Origin of the sequence: Anoxybacillus sp. ST70 (genome assembly GCF_019553625.1) — a bacterium.
GTDB classification, from domain to species: Bacteria; Bacillota; Bacilli; order Bacillales; family Anoxybacillaceae; genus Anoxybacillus; species Anoxybacillus gonensis.
This window is the reverse complement of record NZ_JAHZOF010000012.1, coordinates 1-18,619: the sequence shown is the minus strand read 5'-3', so window position 1 is coordinate 18,619 and position 18,619 is coordinate 1. Positions and strand designations below refer to the sequence as shown.

Here is an 18,619-nt window from a genome sequence, read left to right as displayed (position 1 = left end):
ATTGTAAACGAACGCACATAAAAACACAAAGAAGCTCGCTACTACGAGCGAGCCTCTTTACATCATTACTTAATTTCAACTTTCGCGCCAGCTTCTTCAAGTTTCGCTTTGATTTCTTCAGCTTCTTCTTTAGAAACGCCTTCTTTAACTGGCTTTGGAGTGTTGTCTACTAAGTCTTTTGCTTCTTTTAAGCCAAGACCAGTAAGTTCACGCACAACTTTGATAACTTTGATTTTTTGTGCGCCGCCATCTGCAAGGATAACGTCAAATTCAGTTTTTTCTTCAGCAGCAGCACCAGCAGCAGCACCGCCAGCAACTACTACAGGAGCAGCAGCAGTTACACCAAATTCTTCTTCAATTGCTTTTACTAAGTCGTTTAATTCTAAAACAGTCATATTTTTAACCGCTTCAATGATTTGTTCTTTAGTCATGATCGATCTTCCTCCTTAATGTTTTAATTTTAGGCAATTTGGAAATTAAGCACCTTGTTCTTCTTTTTTCTCAGCAACTGCTTTTGTAACAAGAGCAAAGTTGCGGATTGGTGCTTGAAGAACGCTAAGCAACATAGAGAGCAAGCCTTCGCGAGATGGAAGCTCTGCAAGCGCCTTAACTTCTTCAAATGTCGCTACGTTACCTTCGATGATACCTGCTTTAATTTTTAACGCGTCGTTCTTTTTCGCGAATTCGTTTAAAATTTTCGCAGGAGCAACGACATCATCATTGCTGAATGCGATCGCATTCGGACCTGTTAACGTTTCATCTAAACCTTCTAAACCTAACTCAGCAACAGCACGGCGAGTTAATGTGTTTTTGTACACTTTGAACTCGATCCCTGCTTCACGAAGTTGCTTACGAAGTTCTGTAACTTGCGCGACATTTAAGCCACGGTAATCAACGATGATCGTTGATTTGCTCGCACGAAGCTTTTCAGCAATCTCCGCTACTAACTGCTGCTTTTGTTCAAGTACGCTGCTCATGTCAACACCTCCTGTAGAAGTTGAGTTTCAACACCACTTATACCGTCCAATGAAAAACCTCCATGTCAACGTAGACATGGAGGCCCCTGAAAGTGCACGTATGCACTTATTTATCAGTTTCAACACCTCGGTAGGAAATTAAGCCTGCTTGAGGCACCTACTGTCTACGGTACAAATGATATTCGCTTTTCAAACAATGAATATTGTACTAAAGCGTTTCTAAAAAGTCAAGATCTATATTAGCGCGCAACAGCAACAGTAGAAGGATCCACTTTCACGCCAGGACCCATTGTCGAAGCAACTGTTACGTTTTTCACGTATGTGCCCTTCGCCGCTGCTGGCTTCACTTTCAAGATTGTTTCGTAAATTGTTGTGAAGTTTTCTACTAATTTTTCTGTATCAAATGACACTTTACCGATTGGCACATGGATGTTTCCAGCTTTGTCAACGCGATATTCTACTTTACCAGCTTTAATTTCGTTGACTGCTTTCGCCACATCAAATGTAACTGTTCCTGTTTTAGGGTTTGGCATTAATCCTTTTGGTCCTAAAATACGACCGATCTTACCAACTTCACCCATCATATCAGGAGTTGCGACGATGACATCAAACTCAAACCAACCTTGTTGAATTTTGTTGATGTAATCTGTATCGCCAACATAGTCTGCGCCAGCTGCTTCAGCTTCTTTCGCTTTTTCACCTTTCGCAAGCACTAGCACACGACGAACTTTACCTGTGCCGTGTGGCAATACAACCGCTCCACGGATTTGTTGGTCTGCTTTCTTCGGATCAACTCCTAAACGGAAAGCAACTTCTACTGTTGCGTCAAATTTTGCAACATTCGTCTTTTTCACTAATTCAATTGCTTCTTGCACATTATATGCTTTTGAGCGATCAATTAATTTCGCTGCCTCTAAGTAGCGTTTTCCTCTTTTTGGCATTTTTTATTTCCTCCTTTTGTGGTTTTAACGGAAAGACCTCCCACGAATAAAGGTTGCGAAAACTATATAGTTCGCTTCCGCAACCTTCTCTAGCCAGATCTTCATTAGTCTTCGATGACGATACCCATGCTGCGCGCTGTTCCTTCGATCATGCGCATAGCTGCTTCAATGCTCGCCGCGTTTAAGTCTGGCATTTTTGTTTCAGCAATCTCGCGCACTTTGTCGCGCTTTACTGTTGCCACTTTATTACGGTTTGGCTCACCAGAACCAGACTCGATACCAGCCGCTTTCTTAAGTAATACAGCAGCAGGTGGAGTTTTCGTAATAAATGTAAATGAACGGTCTTCATATACCGTAATTTCAACAGGAATAATTAAACCTGCTTGATCAGCTGTACGAGCGTTGAATTCTTTACAGAATCCCATGATGTTAACACCAGCTTGACCTAATGCTGGACCGACTGGTGGTGCTGGATTCGCTTTCCCTGCAGGAATTTGCAATTTGACAACTTTAATTACTTTTTTAGCCACGAGACACACCTCCTTAAGTCCGTGATGTGGTATTAGGGATGTTCCCTCCCACTCCATATATGAAAACAATCATCGCATTCGTCTCAATGATTGAGACATACTGACCTTAAAATATTATCACTTTTCTTTCCTATTTGCAAGTTGTTTACTATTATATTTTTTCGATTTGCGAAAAGTCAAGTTCTACCGGCGTTTCACGTCCGAACATGTCAACGAGCACGGTTACTTTTTGCTTATCGATCTCAATTTCTTGAATCGTTCCAACAAAATTCGCAAACGGACCTTCTTTAATGCGAACCGCTTCATTTAATTCAAAATCAAAATCCAACTCAATTAAATCGACACCCATTCGTTTTAAAATTGCCGAAACTTCTTCTTCGAGAAGCGGGGTCGGTTTTGATCCAGCGCCAGCTGAACCAACGAATCCTGTTACCCCTGGCGTATTGCGGACAACGTACCAAGAATCGTCCGTCATAATCATTTCTACAAGCACATAGCCCGGGAATACTTTCTTTTTAACAACTTTCTTTTTGCCGCCCTTTGTATCTGTTTCTTCTTCTTCAGGCACGACGACACGAAAGATTTTATCTTGCATGCCCATTGACTCAACGCGCTTTTCTAAGTTCGTTTTTACTTTATTCTCATAACCTGAATACGTATGAATAACATACCAATTCTTTTCCATTAGCTGGGACGATACCGTCCTTCCCTCCCTAAACAAATCTTTTTTAGGCAAAATAAAAACCCGTTACCGGGCTTTATTTCTGTTTGTTATCTTTCATTATACCATGGATATACTAGTGCTATTCAAGTATAAAACGAACTAACTCTGAAATTCCTAAATCAACAACTGCAAAAAATACAGTGAAAAATGCAACTGTCGCTAAAACAGTAATCGTATAATTCACTAGTTCTTTTCGTTTCGGCCAGCTGACTTTTTTCATTTCGCGAACAACTTCGCGGAAAAATTTCGTTACTCGTTGCATATAAAACCCTCCAACGTCTCGGGATCATCAACTACTTCGTTTCACGGTGAATCGTATGCGCATTGCATGTTTTGCAAAACTTCTTTATTTCGAGTCGTTCATGGTGTTGCGCCATATTTTTCATCGTTGAATAATTTCTGTTTAAACATTGGCTGCACGCTAAAATTACTTTTTTGCGCATACGTTTTCCTCCGATATACTACGTCTTAAAAACTGTATCACACAATATTTTTTTATGTCAATATTATAAACGAATCCCTTGAATTTCTACATACTTTTCGAGTTTACGTTTTACGCGTTGCAATGCGTTGTCAATCGATTTCACATGGCGATTGAGTTCTTCAGAAATTTCTTGATATGATCGACCTTCCAAATAAAGAAGGAGCACTTTCCGTTCTAAATCGCTAAGCAGTTCAGTCATTTTTTCTTCAATATGATCGAACTCTTCGCGATTAATGATTAACTCTTCAGGATTTGTTATTTTCGTTCCCGAAAGAACGTCCATTAATGTACGGGCAGAATCATCTTCGTAAATCGGCTTGTCCAATGAAACATAGCAATTAAGCGGAATATGTTTTTGGCGCGTAGCCATTTTTATCGCTGTAATCATTTGTCTCGTAATGCACAGCTCGGCAAACGCCTTAAACGACGACTGCTTATCTTCTTTAAAATCTCGGATCGCTTTATATAATCCGATCATTCCTTCTTGTACAATATCTTCGCGATCTGCACCGACTAAAAAATATGAACGTGCTTTCGCTCGGACAAAATTTTTGTACTTATGAATTAAATAATCAAGCGCCTCACTATCACCTTGATGCACAAGTTCTACAATCGTTTCATCTTCTAGTTGTTCATAACGGCTTTGTTGTTTTTCATTTGCATTTGCGCTCACGCCGATCCCCCCGCCCTGCACATGGATAAAAGTATTATACAGTACATTTTTTTACAGGGTCAATCGTTCATTTTTCCCCTCTTCGCCATTTTTCGAAAATTTTTGCGACTTCATCCGTCAGAGGAATTTTTGACATCGGCTTTTTTTGTTGAATATGCTTGACGTTGCTTGAAATATTTCGCTGCACCGCATCCACCTCAATGAGTAGCTCTCGTGCTGATTTGCGCAACGCCCCTTGACCAAAAATCGCCCATTGTTCTGTATAATCTGATGTAGCCACGTATACTTTCGTCCGAACTTTTTGGAGCGACTTCGCCAATTTCTCAATATGTTCATCTGCTGTTTCATTTTCTTTTGTAAAAATGACTTCTACTTGATGATCGACATATTTTTTTGTTGTTCCTTGTACGAGGTGTGCGTCAAAAACAATAATCACTTTACAGCCGGTAAATGCTTGATACTCCGCCATTCTCTCGACAAGTCGATCGCGCGCCAAAGCTAAATCTGCATCGCGTAGTTCTCGCAATTCCGGCCAAGCACCGATGATGTTGTAGCCATCAACGATTAAAATATCCATCTTACTCACCTAATGGATGACGTTTTCGATACACCTCATACATTAACAAGCTAGCCGCAACGGAAGCATTTAACGATGTAACATGTCCAACCATCGGCAAGCGAACGAGCACATCGCACTTCTCGCGTAATAAACGGCTCATTCCTTTTCCTTCACTACCAATGACTAACGCTAACGGAATGACCCCATCTAGTTGGCGATAATCTTCATTTCCTTTTGCATCCGTTCCGAAAATCCAAACTCCTCGATCTTTCAACTCATCTACCGTTCGCGCTAAATTCGTGACACGCGCAACAGGAACATGTTCAATCGCACCCGTTGACGCTTTTGCGACGGTTGCGGTCAAACCGACCGAACGACGCTTCGGAATAATAATGCCATGAGCACCTACTGCATCAGCCGTTCGCATAATGGATCCTAAATTGTGCGGATCTTCGAGTTCGTCTAGAATGATAAAAAATGGTGCCTCTCCACGTTCTTCCGCTTTTTTAAACAAATCATCTATGTCGTAGTATCGATATGCGGCAACTTGCGCAATGACCCCTTGATGATTTCCTTCGCTTAACTGGTCCATCTTTTTTTTAGGAACGTATTGTACCGTAATCCCCATCTCTTTAGCAAGCTGGATAATCGGCTGCATTTGACCGCGTTGCGAACCTTCAGCAATCCATATTTTATTCATCTCGCGTCCGGATTTTAATGCTTCCAATACCGGGTTTTTACCGATAATGAGATCCATGCGTTACATCCCCCTTTCCTCATCATTGTGTTGTACATCAAACACCCATTGCATTAATTGATGGAGCCTCTCTTCATTCCCATTTAAAAAATGGTAGCCGATTAATGCTTCAAACCCTGTACTTTGACGATACGTTTGTACGTCTGTACTTTTTGGAATGCTCCCAGATTTTGCGTTACGTCCACGTCGGACAATGGAAATTTCTTGATCAGATAGTTGATGATGATTTAATAACGATTGCAACACTTTAGCTTGTGCTTTAGCACAAACATATGTTTTTGCTAAGTTGTGTAAATCGTTTGGCTTTACTTTTCCTAAAGCGAGGAGATGATGCCGTACGAATAACTCGTATACGGCATCACCAATGTAAGCTAACGTTAAACCGTTTAACTGTTGAAAATCTTTAATTTTAGGAAACAAATGCAGCATTGTTTTATCCTCTTCTCCATCTCGTTCCTTGTGGTGTATCTTCTAAAATGATGTTTTTCGCCTTTAGTTCATCACGAATGCGGTCAGCTAATGCAAAATCGCGATTTTTTCTTGCTTCAATTCGCTGTTGAATGAGCGTTTCAATTTCTTCATCAAGCAATTCATCTTGTTTTAAAGAAAGACCAAGTACATCAAAAAGCTGTTCAAATTGTTGTAAAAACTTTTGAATAACCGCTTGGGATGTATGCTTCTCCATCAAATATACGTTCGCTTGTTTAGCTAGTTCAAACAAAACGGCGATCCCGTTTGCTGTATTAAAATCATCATCCATTTCACGAATAAATGCATTTTTTAAATCTTCAATTTTCGTCAGCCATTGTTCATCGTTTGTCGTTAAATTTGTACTGCTTTCTAAACGATGTTTTAAATTCGCATATGCTGTCTTTAAACGTTCTAACCCACTTTTTGCACTGTCAAGCAGCGGCTGGCTATAGTTAATTGGATGACGGTAATGAACCGAAAGCATAAAGAAACGCAACACTTGCGGATCAACTTGCTTAATAATGTCATGCACTAAAATAAAGTTTCCAAGCGACTTTGACATTTTTTCGTTATCGATATTAATGTAGCCATTATGCAACCAATATTTCGCAAAAACTTTCCCTGTTAATGCTTCCGATTGAGCAATTTCATTCTCATGGTGCGGGAACGTTAAATCTTGCCCACCGGCATGAATGTCAATCGTATCTCCTAAATATTTACGCGCCATGGCTGAACATTCAATATGCCATCCTGGACGACCTTTCCCCCATGGACTATCCCAGTAAATTTCCCCTTCTTTTGCCGCTTTCCATAACGCAAAATCAAGAGGATCTTCTTTTTTCTCCCCCACTTCAATACGGGCACCTGATTTTAATTCGTCAATCGATTGATGCGATAACTTCCCGTAATCAGAGAAGCGACGTGTGCGATAATATACGTCACCATCAACTTCGTACGCATATCCTTTTTCGATGAGTTGCTCAATAAATTCAATGATCGTATCAATGTTTTCTGTCACACGTGGATGAACATCTGCCTTTTTGCAACCAAGCGCTGTAATATCTTCAAAATATGCCTCAATAAACCGCTCTGCAATAGTCGGCACGTCTTCTCCTAGTTCTCTTGCTGCTCGAATAAGCTTATCGTCTACATCGGTAAAATTAGAGACGTATTGAACTTCATACCCACGAAATTGTAAGTAGCGTCGAATAGTATCAAATACAATAGCCGGACGAGCGTTACCAATATGAATATAGTTGTATACTGTCGGGCCACATACATACATTTTTACTTTATTTGGTTCAATCGGGATAAACGGCTCCTTTTTTCGCGTTAACGTATTATACACTTGAATGCTCATGGTTCACCGTTCCTTTCTTTAGTTCTTCTAATTGTGTTTTTAGTTGCTCGATTTCTGCTTCTAACTCTTTAAAACGATCTGCAATTGGATCCGGTAAATCACAATGATTTAAATCTTTATTGACACGCACTCCATTTTGTACAACAACACGTCCTGGAATACCAACAACTGTCGAGTTCGGTGGTACATCTTTCAACACAACCGAACCTGCCCCAATTTTGCTATTCTCTCCAATAGTAATGGACCCAAGCACTTTCGCACCGGTAGCAATCAAGCAATTATCTTTAATCGTCGGATGACGTTTTCCTTTTTCTTTACCGGTTCCACCGAGTGTGACACCTTGATACACCGTTACGTTATCACCGATCTCGCACGTTTCCCCAATGACAACTCCCATGCCGTGATCGATGAAAAAGCGGCGGCCAATTTTTGCACCCGGGTGAATTTCAATACCGGTAAAAAAGCGGCTAATTTGCGAAATAAGGCGAGCTAAAAAGTAAAATTTTCGCTTATACAGCGCATGGGCAATACGATGTGCCCAAATCGCATGTAGCCCAGAATACGTTAAAATGACTTCTAAATAACTTCTTGCTGCCGGATCTTGTTCGAAAATAACTTCAATGTCTTCTTTTAATGTTTTAAACATGTTGTTCCCCCCTTTGTTATCTTCTAAATAAAAAAACGTCTCTGTGTACGATGACACAGAGACGCTTCATTGCGCGGTTCCACTCTGTTTAGCCAAAAGGCTCACTCTTGCCCTTATAACGGAAGGGAATCCGCTCCATTCTACTGCAGAACGTCTCTGGTTCGAAAGGAGGCTCCGAGGTGCATTTCAAAAGAACCAAGCATAAACCACTTCCAGCCAAGGTGGTTCTCTCTGACATGCTGATTCTTTTTACTTCTCCTCATCAACGCTTTCACCGATATGACTTACACCTATTTTATTATATAAACGAGGAAATGTTAACGGATGAATTTTGCTAATCGGGACATTACCGTTTCTTTTCCGAGCAAACGAATAGCCTCTGGAAGTTCTGGACCGTGCGTTTGCCCTGTTACCGCTACACGAATCGGCATAAATAAGTTTTTCCCTTTTTGTCCCGTTTCTTTTTGCACTGTTTTAATTGCAGCTTTAATATGATCACTATCAAACGTTGCAAGCTGCTCCACTTGCTCATAAAATGCTTTTAACACAAGCGGTACTTGCTCGCCATCTAAAACAGCCTTTGCTTCTTCATCATACTCGATTTCTTGCTTAAAGAACAACTCTGATAACTGAACAATTTCGGCACCGTAGCTCATTTGCTCTTGGTATAGCGCAATTAAATCGCGAGCCCACTGTTTTTGTTCATCGGTCATTTGTTCTGGCAAGCGCCCCGCTCGAATTAAATGAGGAAGCGATAATTCAACTAGTCGATCTAAATCAAGCTTTTTAATATATTGGTTGTTCATCCATGTCAGTTTCTGCTTATCAAACATCGATGGAGATTTTGATAAGCGAGAAACATCAAAAATGCGAATAAGTTCTTCTTTTGTGAAAATCTCCTCTTCACCTTCAGGAGACCAGCCTAATAAGGCGAAAAAGTTAAACATCGCTTCTGGTAAATATCCAAGCTCTTTATATTGGGAAACGAATTGAATAATTGATTCATCGCGCTTTGATAATTTTTTACGATTTTCATTCACAATAAGCGTTAAATGCGCGTATTTTGGTGGCTCCCAACCAAAATATTCATACACCATTAACTGTTTTGGTGTGTTCGATAAATGCTCTTCACCGCGGAATACATGTGTAATTTTCATGAGATGATCATCAATGACAACAGCGAAGTTATACGTTGGGATACCATTCGCTTTTACGATGACCCAATCACCAATATCTTTCGATTCGAAAGATACTCGACCGCGCACCATATCTTCAAATTCATATACTTTTCCTTCCGGTACTTTTAAACGAATCGTATAAGGCTTGCCTTCCGCCTCTAGCTGCTGAACTTCCTCTGTTGTTAAGTGACGGCATTTTCCGCTGTATTGTGGCGCTGCAATACCTGCCGCTTTTTGCGCCTCACGCTCTTGTTCTAACTCCTCAGGTGTACAAAAACATTTGTATGCATGTCCTTTTTCTAACAACTCGTTTGTATATTGGCGATATATGTGCAGACGCTCTGTTTGGCGATAAGGACCATATCCACCATCTTTATCTACAGATTCATCATATTCAATCCCGAGCCATTTCAAATTTTCAAGTTGTGATTGTTCGCCGCCTTCTACATTTCGCTCAATATCTGTATCTTCAATGCGGACGATAAATTTTCCGTGATGATGTCGCGCAAATAAATAGTTAAATAATGCTGTACGCGCACCACCGATATGTAAATGCCCCGTCGGACTTGGCGCATAACGCACCCTAACTTCCTGTGACATGCCATAACCTCCATCTACCTAATTTCTGTACCTCATTGTACCGTAAACGGCATACAAAATCCATCATTCATTATTTTTTTGTAACAAAACGACGGCTTGTGCTGCAATTCCTTCTTCTCTCCCTGTAAAACCAAGCTTTTCTGTCGTCGTTGCTTTTACGTTTACTTGTGAAACGTCTCCTTCTAACAACTCGGCAATTCGTTTTTGCATATTTGCAATATATGGCGCCATTTTTGGCTTTTGCGCAATAATTGTGCAGTCAACATTCACAAGCGCATATCCATGTTGGCGTACAAGGCTCCATACACGTTGTAATAAGAGCGCAGAGTCAGCATCTTTGTAAGCGTCATCTGTATCAGGGAAGTGTTTTCCAATATCTCCTTGACCGATCGCTCCTAAACACGCGTCGGCAATCGCATGGAGCAATACGTCTGCATCGGAATGTCCGAGCAACCCTTTTTCATACGGAATGTGTACTCCGCCAATAATAAGTGGACGCCCTTCAGCAAACTGATGGACATCAAACCCTTGTCCAATTCGATACATCATCGATCCCCTCTCGCACGTAAAATCGCTTCCGCAAATAATAAATCTTCTTGTGTTGTAAGTTTTATGTTCGTATATTCGCCTTCTACCACAACGACGCGATGACCGATCCGCTCAACGAGACTTGCATCGTCTGTTCCGATAAACTGTTCTTTTTTTGCTCGTTCATGGGCAGCGATAATTAATGGCATGGAAAAAGCTTGTGGCGTTTGTACAGCCCACAAGCTCGACCGATCGACCGTTTTTTCAATATGGCCATCGATCACCTGTTTCATCGTATCTTTGGCAGGAACAGCTAACACAGCTGCTCCTGTCTCTTTTGCCACTCGAACGAGTTCGTGAATTTTATTTATCGTTATAAACGGACGAGCACCATCATGAATGAGCACAATATGACCGTCATTCACCGCTTTTAATCCATTATAGACGCTTTGTTGCCTTTCTTCCCCTCCTGAAACGAGGGATTTCACTTTTTTTATTTCAAAACGATGAAGCATATGAACAAACTGCTCACGTTCTTGATCATTAATGACTAACACAATGCCTTGACAAAAATCATCTCGTTCAAATACACGTAACGTATGGATAATAACGGGTACTCCTTCAAGCTCAATAAATTGTTTATTCATTCCTGCATTCATTCGTTTTCCTTGGCCAGCTGCCGGTATAACGACATGATAATTCATTTCCCTAACTCCTAACAGCTTATAATGCTTTTTCAAGTAGCTTTAGTTTGGCAAAAATCATTCTTCCAGCCGACGTTTGTAACACGCTCGTTACAAGCACATCAACTCGTTTTCCGATATAGTCCTTCCCATCTTCTACAACGATCATCGTTCCGTCATCTAAATAAGCAACACCTTGATTTTGTTCTTTCCCATCTTTAATCACATGAACATTCAGCTCTTCCCCCGGAAGAACAATCGGTTTTACCGCGTTCGCTAAATCGTTAATATTTAGCACAGGAACATTTTGTAATTCACATACTTTATTTAAGTTGAAGTCATTTGTCACAACAACCCCTGACGTCAATTGCGCCAATTTTACAAGCTTGCTGTCGACTTCTTGAATTCCTTCAAAATCGCCTTCGTATATTTCAACGTTAATGGCTAACTCTTTTTGGATACGGTTTAAAATATCAAGCCCTCTCCGTCCGCGATTTCTTTTTAACGCATCCGAAGAATCAGCAATATGCTGCAATTCTTCTAGGACAAAACGAGGGATAACAATCGTCCCTTCCAAAAAGCCTGTTTGGCAAATATCCGCAATACGCCCGTCAATAATGACACTCGTATCTAAAATTTTTAGCGATTTTCCTTTTTTCTCCTCTTCCTCGCCACCTTTTTTCTTGCCACTTCGGTTTGGCAAAGAAAATAAGCCCATTAACTCATCGCGTTTTTTAAATCCGACTTGAAATCCTAAATACCCTAACAATAGCGTAAGAAAAATAGGTAATATCGTATTAACAAGCGGAATTTGAATAGAGTTTAATGGAATAACGACTAAAAAGGCTACAATCAATCCGAAAATTAAACCGAGACTTCCGAATAATAAATCGGTTACAGGTGCTTTCACTAACGTTTCTTCCATCCAATGAATAAGTCCAACCACATGATCGACTAACCAAAACGTGAGAAGGAATACGATGATCGCACCAACTGGGGCTGCTACATACGGGCTATCGACATAAGGAAAATCGTCTAAGTGCAACAGCTTTAACAAAGTAGGAAAGAAAATGATTCCTAACATGCCACCAGTAATTAAAAAAGATGCTTGCACAATTCGTTTTAACACGTTTTTTCACCTCCTCTATTACATTATAAACAGTTTCCAATGTTTGAAACCAATCCGAACATGATTTTTAATGATTTTTTAATGGTTTTGTTAAAATATTGGGCGATTTTTCCCTTCTCCTAATGCATAATATAGCGCTTCTTCTACGTTGACCACCCCAATAACTTCAACATCTTTTGGAATGTTCCAGCCACCGATATTGCTTTTCGGAATAATGATGCGTTGGAAGCCGAGCTTCGCAGCTTCTTGTACACGTTGTTCAATACGAGAGACGCGACGTACTTCACCTGTCAATCCGACTTCCCCAATAACGACATCCGTATGATTTGTTGGTTGATCACGGAAACTCGAAGCGATACTTACTGCAATGGCTAAGTCAATCGCAGGTTCATCTAACTTTATGCCACCAGCTACTTTTAAATAAGCATCTTGGTTTTGAAGAAGCAAACCAACTCTTTTTTCAAGCACAGCCATTAGTAAAGAAACGCGATTATGATCTATTCCTGTTGCCATTCGACGCGGCGTTCCGAAACTAGTCGGCGATACTAATGCTTGAATTTCCACTAATACCGGTCTCGTTCCTTCCATCGAAGCAACGACCGTGGATCCAGCAGCTCCTTTAGAACGCTCTTCTAAAAAAATTTCTGATGGGTTTTTTACTTCAGCTAGCCCTGCTTCTTTCATTTCGAAAATACCGATTTCATTTGTAGAACCAAATCGATTTTTCACCGCCCGTAAAATGCGATACGTATGATGACGCTCTCCTTCAAAATATAATACGGTGTCAACCATATGCTCTAAAATGCGTGGTCCAGCGAGCGCCCCTTCCTTCGTAACATGCCCAACAATAAAAATCGCAATCCCTTTCGTTTTAGCTACTCGCATCAACTCTGCTGTACATTCACGAACTTGTGAAACACTTCCTGGTGCAGATGTAATTTCTGAGCGATATATCGTTTGAATCGAGTCGATGACAACGAACGATGGTTTCATTTCATCAACAGTTTGAATAATATGCTCTAAATTTGTTTCAGACAAAACATATAAATGTTCAGCAGTTACATGTAACCGCTCAGCGCGCAACTTCGTTTGTTTTACTGATTCTTCCCCGGAAATATATAATACAGGATGGCCGTCGTTTGCGAGTTGAGCACAAATTTGCAGCAATAATGTTGATTTCCCAATACCAGGATCTCCGCCAATTAAAACAAGGGAACCTCGAACAATTCCGCCCCCGAGCACGCGATTAAACTCTGTAAACTTCGTGTCGATTCTCGGTTCTTGTGTTGTTTCTACCGTCGTAATTGATACAGGTTTGGCTGCTACCCCTTCTGTATGAACAAATAGCGCACGGTTATGTGGTTTTACTATTTCCGTTTCTTCGACCATTGCGTTCCATGAATGACAACCTGGACATTTTCCCATCCACTTCGCTGTTTCATATCCACAATGTTGACAAACGAATTTCGTTTTCCGCTTAACCATTACTCCATTCCTTTCATTATGAAAAACAAGGTATGCGTGTAAGCATACCTTGTTTTCGTTATTTTACTGTCTCTGTTGTTAACACAACAAACTGACCATCTTTTACGTCCATAACAACTTTTTGTCCGCTGCCGATCGTTCCTTTTAACAGTTCTTCAGATAAACGATCTTCAATATGTTTTTGAATCGCTCGACGCAATGGACGCGCTCCGTACTCTAAATCGTAACCTTCTTCTGCTAATTTTTCAATTGCGGCATCCGTTAATTCTAAATCGATTTGTTGTTCTTGTAGGCGTTTTTTCAATTGATCAACCATTAATGAAACAATTTCCTTCAAATGTTTCTTTTCAAGTGAATGGAAAACAATAATTTCATCAATTCGGTTTAAAAACTCCGGACGGAACGCCTTTTTCAACTCGTCCATCACTTTCCCTTTCATATCTTTGTATTGCTGGCTTTCGTCTTGCACATTAAAACCGACATATTTATTTCTTTTTAAAGCGTCAGCACCAACATTTGATGTCATAATAATGATCGTATTGCGGAAATCAACTGTGCGTCCTTTCGAATCTGTCAAACGGCCATCTTCTAACACTTGTAATAAAATGTTAAATACATCTGGATGCGCTTTTTCAATCTCATCTAATAAGATGACAGAATACGGTTTGCGACGAACTTTTTCCGTTAATTGTCCACCTTCTTCATAGCCGACGTATCCTGGAGGTGAACCGACAAGACGTGATGTCGAATGTTTCTCCATATATTCAGACATATCGATACGAATCATCGCATCTTCATCGCCAAACATCGCTTCAGCAAGCGCTCGCGCTAACTCTGTTTTTCCTACACCCGTCGGTCCGAGGAAAATAAACGAGCCAATTGGACGCTTTGGATCTTTTAATCCTGCACGAGCACGACGAACGGCTTTTGCAACAGCTTTTACTGCCTCTTCTTGCCCGATGACACGAGAATGTAAAATTTCCTCTAACTTTAATAATCGTTCTGTTTCTGTTTGAGCTAATTTAGATACCGGAATTCCCGTCCAACTTGATACAACAGCTGCAATATCTTCTACAGTCACTTCAGAGTTTTCTTGACCTTGTTTCTCTTTCCATGCCCGCTTCGTTTCTTCAAGTTGTTCGCGCAATTTTTGTTCTGCATCTCGTAATGATGCTGCTTTTTCAAACTCTTGACTTTGCACAGCTGCATCTTTTTCTTTGCGAATTTCCTCAAGTTTTTGTTCAAGCTCTTTTAAATTTGGTGGTGTCGTAAACGAACGTAAGCGTACTTTCGAGCAAGCTTCGTCAATTAAATCAATTGCTTTATCTGGTAAAAATCGATCCGAAATATAGCGGTCTGAAAGCTTTACTGCCTGCTCAATCGCCTCATCTGAAATAGAAACGCGATGGTGAGCTTCGTAACGATCTCGCAAACCTTTTAAAATTTGAATAGATTCCTCAACCGTTGGTTCCCCAACGTGAATTGGTTGGAAACGTCTTTCTAATGCTGCGTCTTTTTCAATATATTTTCGGTATTCATCTAATGTTGTTGCCCCGATGCATTGTAATTCTCCGCGAGCAAGAGAAGGTTTTAAAATATTTGATGCATCAATAGCCCCTTCCGCACCGCCTGCTCCGATGAGCGTATGCAATTCGTCAATAAACAAAATGATGTTGCCAGCCTGGCGAATTTCATCCATTACTTTTTTCAAACGATCTTCAAATTCCCCACGATATTTTGTTCCTGCAACGACTGTTCCCATATCAAGCGTCATGACACGCTTATCGCGAAGCGTCTCTGGCACTTCGTTATTGACAATTTGTTGAGCTAGTCCTTCGGCAATAGCCGTTTTCCCTACACCTGGCTCTCCGATTAAAACAGGATTATTTTTCGTCCGGCGACTTAACACTTCAATGACACGTTGAATTTCTTTACTTCTTCCAATCACAGGGTCTAAACCGCCTTCACGTGCAATGGCTGTTAAATCACGTGCTAAACTGTCTAGTGTCGGCGTGTTCGCATGCGTGGTTCCCCCATGATGCCCTGATGCCGATTCATTGCTTCCTAATAATTGAAGCACTTGCTGACGAGCTTTATTTAGGCTTACTCCTAAATTATTTAAAACACGTGCAGCAACACCTTCTCCTTCACGAATAAGTCCAAGTAAAATATGCTCTGTTCCAACGTACGAATGTCCAAGCTTTCTAGCTTCATCCATAGACAATTCAATCACTTTTTTTGCACGAGGCGTATAATGAATCGTTTGTCCTACTTCGTTTCCACGTCCAATGAGTGATTCTACTTCTTTTTGAATTTTATCTGGTCCTAATCCAAGCGCCATAAGCGCTTTTGCTGCAATTCCTTCCCCTTCGCGAATTAAGCCGAGCAAAATGTGCTCTGTTCCAATATTGTTATGTCCCAAACGAACTGCTTCTTCTTGTGCTAGTGCTAACACTTTTTGTGCTCGCTCTGTAAAACGTCCGAACATCATTCTTATCAACCTCCTTTAATTTACTTCCATTGGTATAATCGTTCACGAATGAGTGATGCGCGGCGAACATCTCGCTCTTGCGGACGCAACGCACCACCTGCATATTTTTGTAAGAAACCGGGCTGCGTCAAAATCATTAGCTCTGTTAAAATCGTTTTTGGCACGTTCGTAATATACCCTAAATCAATACCTAATCGTACATCAGATAAACATTGTGCCGCTTCTTTTGAACCGATGATTCGACTATTCGTTAACACACCGTAAGAACGATATACCCTATCTTCTAATTGTATGTTAGAAGTTTTGACTAATGCCTCACGCGCCATTCGCTCTTGTTCAATTAATTGACGAACAACTCCTGTTAAATCTTCGACAATATCTTCTTCACTTTTTCCTAATGTAATTTGATTTGATATTTGAAAAATATTCCCTAATGCTTCACTGCCTTCTCCATACGTGCCACGAACAACTAAACCAAGCTGATTAATAGCTGGAATTACTTGATTTATTTGTTGTGTTAATACAAGTCCTGGTAAATGCATCATAACGGATGCACGTAATCCCGTTCCGACGTTTGTTGGGCAACTAGTTAAATATCCGTATTTTTCATCAAAAGCATAGTCGACATGTTGTTCAATCCAGTCGTCTAAAGCGTTAGCCATTTTTAACGCTTCTTTTAATTGAAAACCTGCAAACAAACATTGAATGCGAATATGATCTTCCTCATTGATCATAATGCTTGCTTCTTCTTGTTCCGATAATAAACATGCACCAAATGTACAATCTTCAGCTAAATGAGGACTAATCAAATGTTTTTCGACTAACACACGCTTTTCAATCGATTGTAACTCATTCATTTTTAATAAGAAAAAGGGGCCGATATGACCGAGACGTCTTTGTGAAAATAACTGTTCAAATAACTGAACAATTTGCATCGCTTCTTCATTTGTAAATACGGTCGGGAACGAGTATTGTTTCATGTTTCTCGCTAGACGAATGCGACTACTTAATACAATGTCAGAGTCTGGACCTTCTTCGTTCATCCATGGGCTGAGAGCGCGTTGGAAAAATACATATTCATTCATATCAAGCGCCCCCTTCTGCGTTTAATTTTGTCTCAAGCTCCCGAATTTGATCACGCACTTCAGCGGCTTTTTCGAACTGTTCTTTAGCAATAAGCTCCTGTAACATTTGTTTTAACTGTCCAATTTGTTTACGAACATATAATGTCCCACCGACCCGCTTCGGAATTTTCCCTTCATGGGCTACATGCCCGCCATGCAATCTTCGAAAAATAGGTGGCAAATGGGTACGAAACGTCTCATAGCAACTCGCACAACCAAAGCGACCAACTTTCACAAATTGGGCATATGTCATTTTGCAATGCTCGCATTGTAATATATGCTCATTATGAAAAGAGGGCGCTTTTGGTTCTTTTAATGACGCATCCATATTTAATAATCCTGCAATTAAATTGTTAATGGAAAAAGCGCCTTGATGAGGGAACATAAACATTTCACCTTTTTCATGCGCACATTGTTCACAAAGATGAATTTCTGTTTTTTCCCCATTCACAATTTTAGTAAAATGAAGCGTCGCTGGCCGTTGATTGCATTCTTGACATATCAAATGATTCACCCTCTTTACATATACTTTAGCGATGTCAGCATCGCTTTTAATATGCGGGCACGCAGTTCATCACGATGAGGAAGGTCAATAGATAAAACTGCGCGATCAATAATGCTTAACATCATATTCGCTTCCCGCTCCGAAATTACCTTTTCATCTAACAATCGTTGAATAATATGCTCTCCATTCGTCTGACTAATTCGGTCGCGAACGATGGACAATAAATGGTCAATGAGCTGAGAAGCATTTTGGGCTTTCACTTTCATAATACGAATATAACCGCCACCGCCGCGTTTACTTTCAACAATATATCCTCTCTCTAACGTAAAACGTGTATTAATGACATAGTTAATTTGCGAAGGAACACACTGAAATTTATCCGCAATTTCACTTCGTTTAATCTCGACGATATCTTTTCCGCTCATATTTAATACTTGCTTTAAATATTGCTCAATGACATCAGAGATATTCCTCACATAATCCCTCCTCTGCCAGTTGACTTTGACTATATTTGACTTTAATTTTAATATATACGGAATTCTGCAAAAATGCAAGAATCCCTTCTTTTCTTCTCATATATTTTACCCACTGCATTCAATCAATAAAACAAAAAAGACCAAGACAATTTTTGTCTTGGTCTTCTCTTTGCCCGGCAACGTCCTACTCTCGCAGGCGGTGTCCCGCCAACTACCATCGGCGCTGGAGAGCTTAACTTCCGTGTTCGGGATGGGAACGGGTGTGACCTCTCCGCCATCGTCACCGAGCAATATGATG

General features: G+C 40.4%; 22 protein-coding genes, 1 rRNA gene and 2 other annotated features. All 23 genes read right to left on the bottom strand.

Annotation, left to right across the window (positions count from 1 at the left end; translation table 11 throughout):
• Positions 1-65 precede the first annotated feature (65 nt).
• Complete coding sequence (gene rplL / locus K1I43_RS13515) at positions 66-431, bottom strand: 50S ribosomal protein L7/L12 (protein ID WP_003397647.1); 366 nt, start codon at positions 429-431, stop codon at positions 66-68.
• Between the two features lie 45 nt (positions 432-476).
• A complete protein-coding gene (gene rplJ / locus K1I43_RS13510) occupies positions 477-977 on the bottom strand; it encodes a 50S ribosomal protein L10 (RefSeq protein WP_009361483.1) in 501 nt (166 codons plus the stop codon).
• 42 nt (positions 978-1,019) lie between these two features.
• Positions 1,020-1,165 (bottom strand) — a sequence feature (ribosomal protein L10 leader region).
• 51 nt (positions 1,166-1,216) lie between these two features.
• On the bottom strand, positions 1,217-1,918 hold the full coding sequence (gene rplA / locus K1I43_RS13505) for a 50S ribosomal protein L1 (RefSeq protein WP_009361482.1): 702 nt from the start codon (positions 1,916-1,918) through the stop codon (positions 1,217-1,219).
• A gap of 104 nt (positions 1,919-2,022) precedes the next feature.
• On the bottom strand, positions 2,023-2,448 hold the full coding sequence (rplK, locus tag K1I43_RS13500) for a 50S ribosomal protein L11 (protein ID WP_003397643.1): 426 nt from the start codon (positions 2,446-2,448) through the stop codon (positions 2,023-2,025).
• Between the two features lie 151 nt (positions 2,449-2,599).
• Positions 2,600-3,133 (bottom strand): transcription termination/antitermination protein NusG, encoded by a 534-nt coding sequence (nusG, locus tag K1I43_RS13495; protein ID WP_019418665.1) that lies wholly within the window; start codon positions 3,131-3,133, stop codon positions 2,600-2,602.
• Between the two features lie 118 nt (positions 3,134-3,251).
• A complete protein-coding gene (gene secE / locus K1I43_RS13490; RefSeq protein ID WP_006322671.1) occupies positions 3,252-3,434 on the bottom strand; it encodes a preprotein translocase subunit SecE in 183 nt (60 codons plus the stop codon).
• A gap of 31 nt (positions 3,435-3,465) precedes the next feature.
• Positions 3,466-3,615: a 50S ribosomal protein L33 gene (gene rpmG, locus K1I43_RS13485; RefSeq protein WP_019418666.1), complete on the bottom strand. Its 150-nt coding sequence runs from the start codon at positions 3,613-3,615 to the stop codon at positions 3,466-3,468.
• A gap of 63 nt (positions 3,616-3,678) precedes the next feature.
• Entirely contained in the window at positions 3,679-4,329 is a 651-nt protein-coding gene (gene sigH, locus K1I43_RS13480) for an RNA polymerase sporulation sigma factor SigH (protein WP_009361481.1), read from the bottom strand.
• Positions 4,330-4,396: 67 nt separating this feature from the next.
• Positions 4,397-4,906: an NYN domain-containing protein gene (locus tag K1I43_RS13475; RefSeq protein WP_009361480.1), complete on the bottom strand. Its 510-nt coding sequence runs from the start codon at positions 4,904-4,906 to the stop codon at positions 4,397-4,399.
• A 1-nt stretch (position 4,907) separates the two neighbouring features.
• Positions 4,908-5,645 carry a 23S rRNA (guanosine(2251)-2'-O)-methyltransferase RlmB gene (gene rlmB / locus K1I43_RS13470; RefSeq protein WP_009361479.1) on the bottom strand — a complete coding sequence of 246 codons (738 nt, stop codon included), beginning with the start codon at positions 5,643-5,645 and terminating at the stop codon, positions 4,908-4,910.
• Between the two features lie 3 nt (positions 5,646-5,648).
• Positions 5,649-6,074 carry a Mini-ribonuclease 3 gene (locus tag K1I43_RS13465; RefSeq protein WP_009361478.1) on the bottom strand — a complete coding sequence of 142 codons (426 nt, stop codon included), beginning with the start codon at positions 6,072-6,074 and terminating at the stop codon, positions 5,649-5,651.
• A 4-nt stretch (positions 6,075-6,078) separates the two neighbouring features.
• The gene (cysS, locus tag K1I43_RS13460) at positions 6,079-7,476 is read right to left on the bottom strand and encodes a cysteine--tRNA ligase (RefSeq protein WP_009361477.1); all 1,398 of its coding nucleotides are present in this window, start codon (positions 7,474-7,476) and stop codon (positions 6,079-6,081) included.
• The gene (gene cysE, locus K1I43_RS13455) at positions 7,457-8,122 is read right to left on the bottom strand and encodes a serine O-acetyltransferase (RefSeq protein ID WP_009361476.1); all 666 of its coding nucleotides are present in this window, start codon (positions 8,120-8,122) and stop codon (positions 7,457-7,459) included. The genes cysS and cysE overlap by 20 nt, the downstream gene beginning before the upstream one ends.
• A gap of 54 nt (positions 8,123-8,176) precedes the next feature.
• Positions 8,177-8,397: a binding site (T-box leader), on the bottom strand.
• Between the two features lie 42 nt (positions 8,398-8,439).
• The gene (gene gltX / locus K1I43_RS13450) at positions 8,440-9,900 is read right to left on the bottom strand and encodes a glutamate--tRNA ligase (RefSeq protein ID WP_009361475.1); all 1,461 of its coding nucleotides are present in this window, start codon (positions 9,898-9,900) and stop codon (positions 8,440-8,442) included.
• Positions 9,901-9,963: 63 nt separating this feature from the next.
• Entirely contained in the window at positions 9,964-10,446 is a 483-nt protein-coding gene (ispF, locus tag K1I43_RS13445; protein ID WP_026011878.1) for a 2-C-methyl-D-erythritol 2,4-cyclodiphosphate synthase, read from the bottom strand.
• On the bottom strand, positions 10,446-11,132 hold the full coding sequence (gene ispD / locus K1I43_RS13440; protein WP_026011879.1) for a 2-C-methyl-D-erythritol 4-phosphate cytidylyltransferase: 687 nt from the start codon (positions 11,130-11,132) through the stop codon (positions 10,446-10,448). Before ispD ends, ispF begins: the two co-directional genes overlap by 1 nt.
• Before the next feature lie 19 nt (positions 11,133-11,151).
• A complete protein-coding gene (locus K1I43_RS13435) occupies positions 11,152-12,240 on the bottom strand; it encodes a PIN/TRAM domain-containing protein (protein ID WP_009361472.1) in 1,089 nt (362 codons plus the stop codon).
• A gap of 90 nt (positions 12,241-12,330) precedes the next feature.
• Positions 12,331-13,725, bottom strand: coding sequence for a DNA repair protein RadA (gene radA / locus K1I43_RS13430; RefSeq protein WP_019418672.1), 1,395 nt, complete (start codon positions 13,723-13,725; stop codon positions 12,331-12,333).
• Positions 13,726-13,783: 58 nt separating this feature from the next.
• Entirely contained in the window at positions 13,784-16,216 is a 2,433-nt protein-coding gene (gene clpC / locus K1I43_RS13425) for an ATP-dependent protease ATP-binding subunit ClpC (protein WP_026011880.1), read from the bottom strand.
• A gap of 20 nt (positions 16,217-16,236) precedes the next feature.
• A complete protein-coding gene (gene mcsB, locus K1I43_RS13420) occupies positions 16,237-17,301 on the bottom strand; it encodes a protein-arginine kinase McsB (protein ID WP_009361434.1) in 1,065 nt (354 codons plus the stop codon).
• A 1-nt stretch (position 17,302) separates the two neighbouring features.
• Positions 17,303-17,845 carry a protein-arginine kinase activator protein McsA gene (mcsA, locus tag K1I43_RS13415; RefSeq protein WP_009361433.1) on the bottom strand — a complete coding sequence of 181 codons (543 nt, stop codon included), beginning with the start codon at positions 17,843-17,845 and terminating at the stop codon, positions 17,303-17,305.
• A 14-nt stretch (positions 17,846-17,859) separates the two neighbouring features.
• Complete coding sequence (locus tag K1I43_RS13410; protein WP_009361432.1) at positions 17,860-18,321, bottom strand: CtsR family transcriptional regulator; 462 nt, start codon at positions 18,319-18,321, stop codon at positions 17,860-17,862.
• Between the two features lie 171 nt (positions 18,322-18,492).
• A 5S ribosomal RNA gene (rrf, locus tag K1I43_RS13405) occupies positions 18,493-18,609 on the bottom strand.
• Positions 18,610-18,619 lie beyond the last annotated feature (10 nt).

Bases quoted from the DNA above. Each gene is read 5' to 3' on its own strand.
- cysS (WP_009361477.1), bottom strand. From the start codon at position 7,476: ATGAGCATTCAAGTGTATAATACGTTAACGCGAAAAAAGGAGCCGTTT.
- rlmB (WP_009361479.1), bottom strand. From the start codon at position 5,645: ATGGATCTCATTATCGGTAAAAACCCGGTATTGGAAGCATTAAAATCC.
- K1I43_RS13465 (WP_009361478.1), bottom strand. From the start codon at position 6,074: ATGCTGCATTTGTTTCCTAAAATTAAAGATTTTCAACAGTTAAACGGT.
- rplL (WP_003397647.1), bottom strand. From the start codon at position 431: ATGACTAAAGAACAAATCATTGAAGCGGTTAAAAATATGACTGTTTTA.
- rplA (WP_009361482.1), bottom strand. From the start codon at position 1,918: ATGCCAAAAAGAGGAAAACGCTACTTAGAGGCAGCGAAATTAATTGAT.
- rplJ (WP_009361483.1), bottom strand. From the start codon at position 977: ATGAGCAGCGTACTTGAACAAAAGCAGCAGTTAGTAGCGGAGATTGCT.
- K1I43_RS13475 (WP_009361480.1), bottom strand. From the start codon at position 4,906: ATGGATATTTTAATCGTTGATGGCTACAACATCATCGGTGCTTGGCCG.
- radA (WP_019418672.1), bottom strand. From the start codon at position 13,725: ATGGTTAAGCGGAAAACGAAATTCGTTTGTCAACATTGTGGATATGAA.
- secE (WP_006322671.1), bottom strand. From the start codon at position 3,434: ATGCAACGAGTAACGAAATTTTTCCGCGAAGTTGTTCGCGAAATGAAA.
- cysE (WP_009361476.1), bottom strand. From the start codon at position 8,122: ATGTTTAAAACATTAAAAGAAGACATTGAAGTTATTTTCGAACAAGAT.
- gltX (WP_009361475.1), bottom strand. From the start codon at position 9,900: ATGTCACAGGAAGTTAGGGTGCGTTATGCGCCAAGTCCGACGGGGCAT.
- clpC (WP_026011880.1), bottom strand. From the start codon at position 16,216: ATGATGTTCGGACGTTTTACAGAGCGAGCACAAAAAGTGTTAGCACTA.
- ispF (WP_026011878.1), bottom strand. From the start codon at position 10,446: ATGTATCGAATTGGACAAGGGTTTGATGTCCATCAGTTTGCTGAAGGG.
- rpmG (WP_019418666.1), bottom strand. From the start codon at position 3,615: ATGCGCAAAAAAGTAATTTTAGCGTGCAGCCAATGTTTAAACAGAAAT.
- mcsB (WP_009361434.1), bottom strand. From the start codon at position 17,301: ATGAATGAATATGTATTTTTCCAACGCGCTCTCAGCCCATGGATGAAC.
- nusG (WP_019418665.1), bottom strand. From the start codon at position 3,133: ATGGAAAAGAATTGGTATGTTATTCATACGTATTCAGGTTATGAGAAT.
- ispD (WP_026011879.1), bottom strand. From the start codon at position 11,132: ATGAATTATCATGTCGTTATACCGGCAGCTGGCCAAGGAAAACGAATG.